Raw genomic sequence first — 11,929 nt, forward strand, 5'->3', positions numbered from 1 at the left:
AGACCCCGGTTTCGCCCTATGGTCAGCCATGTTTCAAGGCTGATATACCTGATTTGCGCAGATCGCGTATCGGGGCCATCATCGTGGAATTTCAGATCAAAGAACAGAGTATCCGGATCGCCCCGCGCGACCGCGCCGCGCTTGAGCGCGAGGTCGCGGCGCGCTTGCGCGAGGGGCGCGGCTTTGCTCTGGCGACGCTCAATCTTGATCACCTGGTGAAATTGCCGCGCGATCCGGCGTTTCTGGCGGCCTACGGCCAGCACGACATGATCGTGGCCGATGGCAACCCGATTGTCTGGCTGTCGCGGCTTGCGGGGCGGCCTGTTGGCCTGGTTCCCGGCTCTGACATGGTGATGCCGCTGGTGCGGATCGCGGCAGAGTGCGGCGTGCCTCTGGCCCTGCTGGGCAGTACGGCCCCGGTGTTGGCCGAGGCCGCAGACGCCCTGCAAGCGCAGGTGCCGGGGCTTAAGGTCGCTGCGCAGATTGCCCCGCCGATGGGGTTTGATCCAACCGGCCCCGAGGCCGATGACATGATTGCCCAGCTTGAGCAATCCGGCGCGCTGCTCTGCCTTGTGGCGCTTGGCGCGCCGAAACAGGAAATCTTTGCCGCCCGCGCCTATGCGCGGCTTCCCAATGTGGGCTTTGCCGCCTTTGGCGCCGGGCTTGATTTCATCGCCGGTCAGCAGGTGCGCGCGCCTCAATGGGTGCGCGCGATGGCGCTGGAATGGCTCTGGCGGATGCTGGGCCAGCCGCGCCGAATGGTGCCGCGTTATGCCCGCTGCGCAGCCATCCTTCCGGGTCACGCGCTGCGCGCGTGGCGCATGCGACGCCTAGGGTAAGATCACGCGCGGGCTCTGCCGCCGCATCAGCACCGCATCCTTTATCCGCCCCTTTAGACCGCGCGGCGGCAGGATTTCACGATCCTGTTCAAACACGCTTCCGGTGAGGGCCGGGTCGTGCCAGAGCGCAAGCGCCGCCCCCCATCGGGCCGATTGGGCGGGGTCAAGCCCATGCGCCACCCCCATCTTGGTCGCCAGCATGCCGGGCATCCAGTCGTTGATCACGATATCGGGGAAACGGTCGGCAAGATCGGCAATCATCGCCCGGCTCAGGATGCGCGCCGCGCCTTTGGATACCGCATAGCCCGACGAGGCCGACAGCGGCGCGAGATCGGCAAAGGTCGAGACATTCATGATTCGCCCGAAACCGACCTCAACCATCCCTTCAAGCGCGGCGTGGCTGCAATTGACCATGCCACCAAGATTGATCGCGACCGTATCCATAAAGCTCTCTGGCGTTTCATCCAGAAAATCGCGGCGCGGATAGACGGCGGCATTGTTGATCAACAGGGTGATCGGCACCTCTTCGCTGACCTCGCGCAGGCCTTCGCGCACCGCGCCCGCATCGGCGACATCGACCTGAAGCACCTCGACCGCGCCCTCGGGCGCCATCGCGGCGGTTTCCTCAATCCCTTCACGGCGACGGCCAAGCGCCACCACGCGCATTCCGCGCGCCACCAGTTCAAGCGCAAGCGCCCGGCCAAGCCCGCCGCCCGCGCCGGTCACCACGGCAATCCCAGATTTCATCCTGTCGTTCATTCCGGCGTATCCTTCGAGAGGTCCCGGCCAATCGCCTCGGCCACGCGGAGCGCGTTGGCGGCAATGGTCAGGCTGGGGTTCACCCCCATCGACGAGGGCATGAAAGAGGCATCCGCCACATAGAGATTGTCCAGCCCATGCGCGCGACAATCGGCATTGAGAACGCTGGTTTTCGGATCGGTCCCAAAGCGCAGCGTGCCACAGGGATGGCCAAAATTCAACTCGGGCTGATGGGTCAGGAACACCCGCCGGTGCCCGCGCAGCGCCTTGAAAATAGCACGGCGAAAGGCGCGGCGACGGGTCAGCAATTCGTCATGCAGGTGATAGGTGAAATCAAGCGCATCCGGCGCGCTCTCGTCCCATGTGACGCGGTTTTCGGGATACCCAAGATCCTCCATCAAGCCGACAAACACCTTGGCCCGCCCCATAAGGCGCGCGGCAATTGCCGCCGGAATGCGGGTCAGATGACGCAGGGCGCGGATATGGCGCAGCGCAGAGCGATCGAACATGCCGTTGAGGAAATGCACGATCTCGCCGTACCCAGCCTCAATCCCCATCGCCTGCACCGTGCCAAAACGCTGCCCATCCCGGTGGTAGAGATCGCGCAGCGAAATCGCCTTGCCGGGGCCGCCTGCCTGCGCGGTGCGCGGTGGCCAGAGGGCGAACATCTCGTTGAGGTGAAACATCAGGTTGCGCCCGACAAGCCCGCTTTGATTGGCGCAGCCCTCAGGCCACTGCGCGGATTTTGACGCCAATAGCAAACGCGGCGAGCCGAACGCCCCGGCCGCCAGAACAAAGCGGCGCGCGCGCAGATCAAACGCCTCGCCATCGCGCAGCACCTCGATATGGCTTATCCGGCCCGTATCGCCACAGAGCCGCCGTACCGTACACTTATCAAGCACCGTCGCGCGCCCCGTCGCAAGCGCCGGTTCCACCCCGGCAGAGCGGCCATCCATCTTGCAGCGGCGCGGGCATTTCAACCCCAGACAATCATGGCAGCCCTCGACATAACGGATCGCGGAATGGAGCCGGTAGGGATGAAGCCCGCCACGCCTGAGGCTTGCCATCAGGGCGCTGTCTGTGGGGTCAAGCGGCGGCGGCTTGGCCAGATCGGCGGGCGGCTCTTGCGACAAAGGATCGGCCTCGCCACAGACATGCAACAGCGCTTGGGCGCGCGCGTACCAGGGGCGCATTGCGTCAAACCCCACCGGCCAGCCGCCGGTGGGATGGGGCCGATCCTCGGTGGCCTCAAGATCGTGACGTTCCGGGCGCTCAAGCGTGGCGGCATAAAACACCGACGAGCCACCGACGCCTGCGCCAATCGGGCCAAAGAATTCCGACGCGCGCCCGTTGATCGTGGCGCGCATCGGCCCCGGCCAATAACCGCGCAGCTGTCGCGCCACCGGATCGGCCATGTCGGGGTTAAGGCCCTGACGCTCGGCGCGATGCCCGCTTGGGCCTTTTTCAACGAAGAGCACCGACAGACCCATTTCCGCCAGCCGACGCCCGACAATGCCGCCGCCCATGCCGGCGCCGATCACGATCACATCCCAAAGGGTCTCGCGAATATCGGCGCTCATTTCGCCACCGCAGGCAGGGCAAAGACCGGCGCGAACAGATCGCTGAGCGCGATGGCGGCGCGATTGGTCAGGTGGTTATTGTCGAAATACCACGCCGCGCCGCCCTGCATCACCGAACAGTCGCGCGCATCGCACAGGCGCGGCCAGCCGTCGATCAGCATGATCCGCCCGGCGCGGGCAAGCGCGAACAGCGGCGCTTCGGCGCGCGCAGCGCGGGCCTTGGCGGCAAAGCGCGGCACCGCAAAGCGGCTTTGATCGTCGCGCGCCATGCGCCCATGGGCCAGATCGCGGGCAACCTCGCGTGATGCATACTCGGGCACCTCGGGCATCTGGCGCAGTACAAAGACCGGCCCGAATTGCGCTCGCAGCTCTGCTACTGTGCGGGTCAGGGCGGCGTTGAATAGCGTGTGTTGCGGCCCGACCGGCAGATTGCTTTCGGGGGCGGGCGCAAGGGCGATGCGATTGTGCGCGTCAATACCGCTGCCCTGTCCCTCGGCGTAATAGCTCCAGCGGCCGACAAGCAGCAGGGTTTTGAGGCTTTTGATCTGCGACAGGCCCGCGCGGATCGTTTCAGTGGCGCGGGTGCAATCGGCATCCTGCGCAGGGGTGGCCGCGCTCTCGGTCTTGGTCACGTCAAAAAGCGGCGGACAGCCGGCATGCCAAATGACCAAGGCGGGGCGATTGGCGTCAAAAGCCGCGCGCTCGATCCCCTCTTTCATCGCCCTAAGATGGCTATCGCCCCAGATCAGAACTTCGGGCGGGCCATCCGGGCCGATGGGACAGGTTTCAACCCCGGCCAGCGGCCCGCTCTCGGGGGTCACACAGCGCGACCAATCCTGATTGAAATCGGCCGAGGCCTCGATATGGGTGCGCACATCAGGCGCGAACCGACCGGCCATGCCGTCGCCCTTCCAGACCAGAGCGCCAAGCGCCAGCAAGGCAACGGAGGCAAGGACCGTGCCGCCCACCAAGGGCAGGGTCGCGGGGCCGCGCATGCGCCGCACGGGCCGCTCGACATAGCGCCAGGACAACACCGAAAGGCCAAAGGCAAGCGCCAGCCAAAACGCCGCCTCGACCGCGCCGGAGTAACCGCCCCGCCAGTATTGCGAGAGGGTCAGAACCGGCCAGTGCCAGAGGTAAAGCGAATAGGAAATCACCCCGATGAACACCGGAGCGGGATGCGACAGCGCGCGATTGACCGGGTTCACGTCGCGCCCGTTGGCGAGGATCAGAACCGTGCCGATCACCGGCGCAAGCGCCTGAAGCCCCGGAAACCCCGGCCCTGGCGTGATCATCACGATCCCTGCCAGAACAAGGCCAAGCCCGGCCCATGACAGGGCCGGATGCACCACCCATCGCAGGTTTTTCTGATGCCCGGCAATGGCCAAAAGCACCCCGGCCAAAAGCTCCCATGCGCGGAACGGGAACAGGTAAAAGGCCGCTGTCGGCGATGTGTCGGTCAGGCGCACACAGGCCAGAAGCGAGAGGATCGCCGCGCCGACCATGATCGCGGGCAAGGCGCGCCGCCAGCGAACCAGAAGCAAGAGGGCAAATGGCAGGACGATATAGAACTGTTCCTCGACGGCGAGCGACCAGGTGTGCAACAGCACCTTATCCTCGGCGCCGATGTCGAAGTACCCCGCCTCGCGGTAGAAATGCACGTTCGAGAGATAGACCGTCGCCGCGATCAAAGCCTTGCCAAAGGCGCGGAATTCGAACGGCAAAAGCACGAACCACGCCACGAGGAACGACACCGCCGCCATGGCGAAATAGGCAGGCGCCAGCCGCCTGATCCGGCGCAGGTAGAACGCGCCAACGCGGATGCGCCCGGTCTCGATCAACTCGGACCAGAGGATGCCGCCGATCAGGAACCCCGAGAGCACGAAGAAGACATCGACGCCGACAAAGCCGCCCGACAGCCCCGGCAAACCAAAGTGATAGAGCACCACCGCCAAGACCGCGATCGAGCGCAGCCCGTCGATCTCGGGGCGATAGCCAGAGGGGCGCGCGCTCATGTTGTTGCCTCGGGATTGGCCCATGGCGCACAGGTGGCGGGCGTCGCGGGCGCGTCAAAGAACGCAGGCATCGGCGCGCCCGAAAGCACGGCCTGATAGACCGAAAGCACCTGTTCGGCTTTGCGGCCCCAGGTGAAATTCTGCGCCACCCAATCGCGTGCCGTCTGGCCGGTTTGCGCCAGGGCTGCGCGATCCTCGGCAAGAAACTCCAAGGCGCGGCGAAACCCGGAAATGATGCTTTCGCGCGACCCGATGGGCACTTTGTAGCCGCGCCCGGCCTGCACCAATTCGCCGGGACCGGCGTAATCGACGATCAAGGGCGGCACGCCAAGCGCCATCGCCTCTAGCACCACACCGCCGCCGAATTCGCGGATCGAAGGAAAGGCGAACAGGTGACAACCGGCAAGCACGTTCTGCACCTCTTGATGGGGCAACCAGCCGTGAAAGGTCACCGCGTCACTGACGCCAAGCGCCTCGGCCTGCGTGCGCAGATCGGCCATCATCGGCCCGTCGCCCACCAGATCAAGCAATAACCTGCCCGCGCGCAGCATCGGCACGGCGGCCTCGATCAGCATGTCGGGGCCTTTGTAGGGCACCAACCGCCCGACGAACCCGGCGCGCATTGGCCCGTCCCCCGGCGCGCCGGCGCGCGAAAACCGCGCCGGATCAATCGCGTTTTCCGGCAGGTAGATGCATTTGCCGCGCAGCGCCTCTGGCATCTCGCCAAGCGTGTGGCGCGACCCGGCAAGGATGGCGCTTGCGTGACGCAAGGTGGCGCGCCGCCCCGGCAGGGCCTTATAGGCGCTGCGCAGATAGCTAAGCCATTCGCGTTCGCGGCGGCGCTCGCGGTCAAAGCCCTCGGGCCATGGCACGCCACCATTCAAGGGACCAAGCACAAAGGGCACACCCGCGCGCGCGCATTTGGCGGCAATCGGGCTTGAGAGGGTCGGGCTTAGCGGGGTGATGCGATGCACGATGTCATACTTACCGGCGCGGACATCCGCGCCAAAGGTCTTCCAGACGAGATGTTCAAACCACGGATAAGACAGCGCGTTGATCAGTTGCAGCGTGGTCCAGCCCTTGCCCTCGCCCATCCGAAGCTTTTGCCCAAGCGCCCAGAGCGGGCGGGCAAGCGCCTCGGAGTCGATGGCGGTGAAATCACGGCCCTCGCAAAGCCCCGCGCGCAGGAATGCCTCGCGGTTGCGCACCTGCGTGACGATATGCACATCCGCCACCTCGCGCAGCGCGCTTGCCAGCGACCAGCCGACAAGCGGCACGCTGACCCATTCGGGATTGGCGGCCTCGGCGATTGCAAGAACGCGTGGTCTCTGCACTGTCATCGCGCGCCCCTCACATCACCGGACGCCAGCCAAGCGAGCGCGGCCCCTTGCGTGACGGTTTTTGATCGCGCATCCTTTCGGCAATCCCAAGAAGCGTGCCCGCAAACAGCCATGTCAGCGGCGTCAGCGTCGCATTCGGCAGCATGTCAATCAGGTTGATCGCCAGCAAAAGCGCAACCGGCCCCAAAAGCGGCGAGATATCTTGCCACCCAAGACGGCGGGCATTGCCCCAGAGCATCAGGATCGGCAGGGCGATCAGGCCAAACTCGGCCATGTAGCCAACCCAGCCATAAATCCCGATCAGGATGATCCAACGCCCGTCGGTCACGGTTTCGATAATCCCTGTCACCGGATTGAGGATGTGATTGCGCCCCCAGCTTCCCCAGCCGAAGAGCGGCTTGAGATAGGCACGCTCCATCAGGATATCCTCGTTATCCAGGCGAAAGCGGAGCGAATTCGCGCGCTCGGGGCTGGCGCGCCCGGCCTGTTCCAGCAACCAGTCGACCGGCACAAGCCCGGCGCCCTTGAGCACCGGATAGCTTATCGCGACAAGCACCATCGCCGCCGCGATCCGAAGCTGCAAGCGCACCGGCAGCAAAAGCGCCAGCGGCGCGAGGTAGATGCCATAGAGCAGCGAGCCAAGCGATTTGCACAGCACCAGCACAACACCCAGATAAAGCGCCGCGCCGATCAGGGTGGCGCGACGGCGCCCATCGGCCTCGCGCGCCAAAGCAATCGCACAGGTGATCGACATGACCGTAAAGAACGCCACCCAAAGCCCGTGATACATGAACACGATCGGGCGAAACCCGCCATCACGGATCATCTGTTCGAAGTTGTGCTGGAAATAGCCGTAGATCCAGATGTTGAGCTGTGGCGACAGGCGCACCTCAAGCAGCATCGGCAGCGAATAGATCATCCCGCCGACAAACAGCGCGCCGACCAGTTCGCGCAGGCCCTGCGGCGTGGCCAGGATTTGGCGCGCCATCAGGAACGGCAGGATCAGGATGAACTGTAGCAGGACCAGCGCCACCATATCCTTGAGGCCCAGGGCGGGCAGGCCGATGCTGCCGTAAAACACCGGCTCTGTGTTGCCGAGAACGGTGGCAATGGGGCTGAAGATGAACAAGACGACGAGCGCCCTTGCCAGCCGCGCGCGCGGCAAGAGCGGCGCCTGACGGCCATAATAGAACAGGCAGATGGCAAAGGTGACAACGCTTGGCAGGGATTCCTTGGTCAGCGGCGGCATAAGAGGAAAGTCAAACGCGGCGGGCGGCGGCGGCAGGAACATATAGGCCCCGAGCAAAGACCAGATCAGCGCACGCTCGATCGGCCAGCGACGAAACATCACCAGCGTCACAAGCGGCCAGACCGCCAGCATGAGATAGGCCAAACCATTCGGCATAACGCGCCGGGCACCTCTTTTTGTTTACAACCACGCCATCTGTCGTTGATCAAAGCGCGGGCCAATTCGCGACCCTAGCGCGCCTCATTCCCCGCCCCGGCCCCACCGCGGGGTTGATTTCATGCTTACTCTATGCTCCAAAAGGTGCAGATATCAACAAATTCAACGTGCTAGCGTCCTATTCCGCGCATGGCATGCATCAATGCCCGCGTATCGGGCCAATTGTTTTGACAAGGGCAAGGATCGCCCCAGCATGGCGCAGGCACAGCCCCTTCGGATCGCCTATTTGTGCGATCAAAGCCCCGAGGACCGGCACAGCTATTCCGGGGGCAACGCCCGTCTTTTGGCCACCCTGCGCGACCACGTCGGCGATGTCACCGTGCTTGGCTCGGGCTGGCATGCGGCCGAGCCCGTCCGACAGGCGATCGAGGCCCTGCCCGACAGCGTCACCATGCGCGCCCGTTGGCGGGCACATCTGGCGCTTGGGCGGGTGATCGCACGCGGTGTCGCCAATGACTTGCGACAGGGGCAATATGACGTGTTGTTCTGCGCCTATAGCTTTCACTCGCTGCATCGGCTGCGCCTGCCTTACCCCATGGTCACGGCCTATACATCCGACGCCACACCGACGGCTTACAAACGGTCCGAGGTGGGCGCGGCGTTCGGATCATTCCTCAAAGTGTCGCGATTGATCGACCCGCTGATCCTGCGCGCGGAACGCCAGGTGTTTCAGGCAAGCGACCTTTTGTTCTGGCCAAGCGAGTGGCTCAAGTCAGAGGCCGACCCGCTTTATGGGCTTGACCCGGCAAAGTCGCTTGTCGTGCCTTGGGGTGCCAATATCGCCGACCCCGGTCGGCCCGACGCGCCCCCCCTCCTTGGGCAAGGCGCACCGATTTATCTTTTGGTTCTGGGGCGCGACTGGTTTGCCAAGGGTGGCCCAGTGGCGTTTGACACGATGAAGGCCCTGCGCGCCCTGGGCCATGATGCGCGGCTTACGGTCATCGGTTGTACCCCGCCCGAGTTTCACCGCAACGCCCATGTCACCGTGCACCCGCATCTGGACAAAGCCAAACCGGACGAGCGCGCGACGCTCGACGCCTGTCTCAAATCGGCGCATTTCATGGTGATGGCTTCGTTTGAATCCTACGGCTTTGCCTTTTGCGAGGCCTCGGCGCATGGGCTTCCGTCGCTTTGCCTTAAGGTGGGGGGTGTGCCGGTGCGCGAGGGGGTGAACGGTCATGCCATTGCCGCCGAAGGCGACAGCGTGGCGGCCTTCACGTCGCTGATCACCGGCTATTTGCAAGATCCCGCCGCCTATTTCAGGCTGCGCGCCACCAGCCGACAGGAATATGAAACCCGGCTTAATTGGCGTGCTTGGGGAGAAACGGTTCGCGCGCGCCTGGTCGAGGCACGCGCGCGTCTTGAGAGAGGCTAGCCGATCAGCAGCCGGTTCCGCAGAGCACCACGCGGAAGGTACGCAGCATCACCACCACATCGGTGACAAGCGACAGTTCCTTGAAATAGCTGTTGTCGAATTCTGCACGCTCGGCAAAGCTGCTTTCGTTGCGCACCGAGATTTGCCAGAAGCCGGTAATGCCCGGGCGCATGGCGAAATAGGCAAGGCCCGGATACATCACGCGTTGTGACGGCATCATCGGACGCGGGCCGACAATCGACATATCGCCCTTGAGCACGTTGAAAAGCTGCGGCAGCTCGTCCAGCGATGTCTTGCGAATGATCCGCCCGATGGTGGTGATCCGCGGGTCATGGCGCAGCTTCTGATGCTCGTCCCATTCGCGGCGATGCTCGGGGTTCGCATTCAGATAGGTTTCAAGCTGCGCCTCGGCATCGGTGACCATGCTGCGCAATTTCCACATCCGGAAGGTCACGCCATTCCGGCCGACGCGGTTCTGCGCGAAAAACGGCGACTTCCCATCCAGGGCGACCAGCACCGCAAGCACCGCAACGACAGCGATGACCGGAACGGCCGCGACAAGGACAATCACGATGTCGATGAGGCGCTTGAAAAACCCTGTGTAAACCTGTGGTCGGCCACCCGGAACAGCAAAGGTTTGAATAAAATCGTTGGTATTCAGGCGTGGCTGCGCCCGAAGCATTCTAAAATTCATGTTGGCACTCCCCAGAAGGACACGATCCCCAAACTCACTACCGTTACGCAGTCGGGCACCCCTTGCACCCGTCGGCGGCCGGACAGCCCGGCCGACGTCTTTCAATTGCGACCTAATTGCGGCACAAACTGCACCGAATTACGACGCTCCGGATCACACGTAATCCGAAGGTGCTGCATATGACATCAAGGTTGCTCGGCAGCCTTCTCGACAGATAGACAGATGCCCCCACACCCACCTCGTCGGGAAAATTATTCAGCTTTTAAGCTAACTTACACAGGATCGCCTATAACGATAGAGCAAGTCAAGAACCCAGCAAAAACACAACCTTAGCGTTATTTGCGGCGCAAACCGTCGCCAAATTGACCCAAGGACAGCTTTGGCATTGCCGCAATTTTGCCCTGTTCGTTACCGTCCGGCTTCCCACCCTTTGTTCCCAATTTTGCCACATTTCAGCCCCAAAACGCAGCAAGACACTGTTGCCGAGGCGGCACCGCTTAACCACAGTCGCAGCAGCAATTACGACCGCATGCGAAACAATGAATATGTATAGGCACCATTGCTTCGCATAAACGGGGAAAATGCGGTCGCCGATCCCCCAAATGCCCATTTAAGCGGCGGATACTGTCGCCACTTGCGAAACGCATGTGCGGGCCGGGGCCGACCTTCGCAATGCGAAGACGGCCCGCGACCGACCTGCCGCATCCTTGCCACAATTCTGACACCTTTAAAGAGAGTCTGAAAAACGCCCCTCAGGGCGCGTCGCTCACGAAACCGTGATCACCATCCCCGAATCACCCCTGTGAAAATGGGCAATCCGGACGAAATCAGGGGCTGGCGCATGCAAAAACGCCGCCCGAGACTATCCCGGACGGCGTATGAAACCTGAGTTTTAAAAAGCTGTTTTAAGCGCGCACAAGCGCCTCATAGCCCTCGGAGATCTCGCGGGTCAGGGCGCCCACCTCGAAATTATAATCGCCGATCTGGCCCACCGGGGTCACCTCGGCGGCAGAGCCCGTCAGGAAGCACTGTTCAAAGCCCTCAAGCTCTTCGGGCATGATGTGGCGCTCATGAACCTTGATCTGGCGATCACGCAGCATGCCGATGACCGTCTGCCGGGTCAGCCCGTTGAGGATCGAATCCGGCAGCGGTGTGTGGATCTCGCCGTCCTTGACGAAGAAGATGTTCGCGCCGGTCGCCTCGGCGACATAGCCGCGATAATCAAGGAACATCGCATCCGAACAGCCCTTGGCCTCGGCCGCGTGCTTGGACATGGTGCAGATCATGTAAAGACCGGCCGCCTTGGCCGCCACCGGGATGGTCTCGGGGCTGGGGCGTTTCCACTTGGCGATATCAAGCTTGGCGCCCTTCATCTTGGCGTCGCCATAATAGTTGCCCCATTCCCAGGCGGTGACCGCCATGCGGATCGGGTTGCGCGAGGCCGCAACGCCCATGTCTTCGCCCGCGCCACGGAACGCGACGACGCGCAGATAGGCGTTGGTGAGATTGTTGGCATCGAGCACCGCGCGCTTGGCCGCCTCGATCTCATCCACGGTATAAGGAATCGCCATATCCATAAGCTCGCCCGACTTCAAAAGCCGCGCCGAGTGTTCGCGGCTTTTGAACACCTTGCCATCATAACAGCGCTCGCCCTCGAAAACTGAGCTGGCATAGTGCAGCGCATGGGTCAGGATGTGGACATTGGCATCACGCCAATCGACAAGGCCACCATCCATCCAGATCTTTCCGTCGCGATCATCATAGCCAGACATCATCCGTCTCCTCTTGACTGTCTTTGCATTTGTTGCGCAAATTCCGTCCGTTTCGGACATAAAGTTACGTTAAAACTGAGATTCGCTACC

At 63.0% G+C, this 11,929-nt stretch carries 9 protein-coding genes; 2 read left to right on the plus strand and 7 right to left on the minus strand.

Annotation, left to right across the window (positions count from 1 at the left end):
• Positions 1-83: 83 nt before the first annotated feature.
• A complete protein-coding gene (locus tag ROG8370_RS08935) occupies positions 84-839 on the plus strand; it encodes a WecB/TagA/CpsF family glycosyltransferase (RefSeq protein WP_085826743.1) in 756 nt (251 codons plus the stop codon).
• On the opposite strand, the gene ROG8370_RS08940 is transcribed toward ROG8370_RS08935, so the two are convergent.
• Genes ROG8370_RS08940 through ROG8370_RS08960 form a run of 5 tightly spaced genes read right to left on the minus strand, consistent with a single transcriptional unit; the run spans position 831 to position 7,938 of the window.
• Positions 831-1,598, minus strand: coding sequence for an SDR family NAD(P)-dependent oxidoreductase (locus tag ROG8370_RS08940; protein WP_085826744.1), 768 nt, complete (start codon positions 1,596-1,598; stop codon positions 831-833). The genes ROG8370_RS08935 and ROG8370_RS08940 overlap by 9 nt on opposite strands.
• Entirely contained in the window at positions 1,595-3,178 is a 1,584-nt protein-coding gene (locus ROG8370_RS08945; protein ID WP_085826745.1) for a GMC oxidoreductase, read from the minus strand. Before ROG8370_RS08945 ends, ROG8370_RS08940 begins: the two co-directional genes overlap by 4 nt.
• Entirely contained in the window at positions 3,175-5,193 is a 2,019-nt protein-coding gene (locus tag ROG8370_RS08950; protein ID WP_085826775.1) for an acyltransferase family protein, read from the minus strand. The genes ROG8370_RS08945 and ROG8370_RS08950 overlap by 4 nt, the downstream gene beginning before the upstream one ends.
• Positions 5,190-6,533, minus strand: coding sequence for a glycosyltransferase family 4 protein (locus tag ROG8370_RS08955; protein WP_170925209.1), 1,344 nt, complete (start codon positions 6,531-6,533; stop codon positions 5,190-5,192). The genes ROG8370_RS08950 and ROG8370_RS08955 overlap by 4 nt, the downstream gene beginning before the upstream one ends.
• A 10-nt stretch (positions 6,534-6,543) precedes the next feature.
• Entirely contained in the window at positions 6,544-7,938 is a 1,395-nt protein-coding gene (locus ROG8370_RS08960; RefSeq protein ID WP_085826746.1) for a hypothetical protein, read from the minus strand.
• Positions 7,939-8,140: 202 nt separating this feature from the next.
• Here ROG8370_RS08960 and ROG8370_RS08965 point away from each other — a divergent pair, with 202 nt between their 5' ends.
• Positions 8,141-9,373: a glycosyltransferase family 4 protein gene (locus ROG8370_RS08965; RefSeq protein ID WP_245827282.1), complete on the plus strand. Its 1,233-nt coding sequence runs from the start codon at positions 8,141-8,143 to the stop codon at positions 9,371-9,373.
• Between the two features lie 4 nt (positions 9,374-9,377).
• Here ROG8370_RS08965 and ROG8370_RS08970 read toward each other — a convergent pair whose 3' ends face one another.
• Together ROG8370_RS08970 and ROG8370_RS08975 are read right to left on the minus strand one after the other, a co-directional pair.
• Positions 9,378-10,067, minus strand: a complete 690-nt coding sequence (locus ROG8370_RS08970) for a sugar transferase (protein ID WP_085826747.1) — start codon at positions 10,065-10,067, stop codon at positions 9,378-9,380.
• A 905-nt stretch (positions 10,068-10,972) separates the two neighbouring features.
• A complete protein-coding gene (locus ROG8370_RS08975; RefSeq protein WP_139838089.1) occupies positions 10,973-11,839 on the minus strand; it encodes a branched-chain amino acid aminotransferase in 867 nt (288 codons plus the stop codon).
• Positions 11,840-11,929 lie beyond the last annotated feature (90 nt).

Origin of the sequence: Roseovarius gaetbuli (genome assembly GCF_900172365.1) — a bacterium.
Taxonomy (GTDB): domain Bacteria; phylum Pseudomonadota; class Alphaproteobacteria; order Rhodobacterales; family Rhodobacteraceae; genus Roseovarius; species Roseovarius gaetbuli.

What these genes read in the sequence shown, in the direction of transcription:
- ROG8370_RS08960 (WP_085826746.1), bottom strand. Translation starts at nt 7,938, where the DNA reads ATGCCGAATGGTTTGGCCTATCTCATGCTGGCGGTCTGGCCGCTTGTG.
- ROG8370_RS08955 (WP_170925209.1), bottom strand. Translation starts at nt 6,533, where the DNA reads ATGACAGTGCAGAGACCACGCGTTCTTGCAATCGCCGAGGCCGCCAAT.
- ROG8370_RS08970 (WP_085826747.1), bottom strand. Translation starts at nt 10,067, where the DNA reads ATGAATTTTAGAATGCTTCGGGCGCAGCCACGCCTGAATACCAACGAT.
- ROG8370_RS08975 (WP_139838089.1), bottom strand. Translation starts at nt 11,839, where the DNA reads ATGTCTGGCTATGATGATCGCGACGGAAAGATCTGGATGGATGGTGGC.
- ROG8370_RS08965 (WP_245827282.1), top strand. Translation starts at nt 8,141, where the DNA reads ATGCCCGCGTATCGGGCCAATTGTTTTGACAAGGGCAAGGATCGCCCC.
- ROG8370_RS08945 (WP_085826745.1), bottom strand. Translation starts at nt 3,178, where the DNA reads ATGAGCGCCGATATTCGCGAGACCCTTTGGGATGTGATCGTGATCGGC.
- ROG8370_RS08940 (WP_085826744.1), bottom strand. Translation starts at nt 1,598, where the DNA reads ATGAACGACAGGATGAAATCTGGGATTGCCGTGGTGACCGGCGCGGGC.
- ROG8370_RS08950 (WP_085826775.1), bottom strand. Translation starts at nt 5,193, where the DNA reads ATGAGCGCGCGCCCCTCTGGCTATCGCCCCGAGATCGACGGGCTGCGC.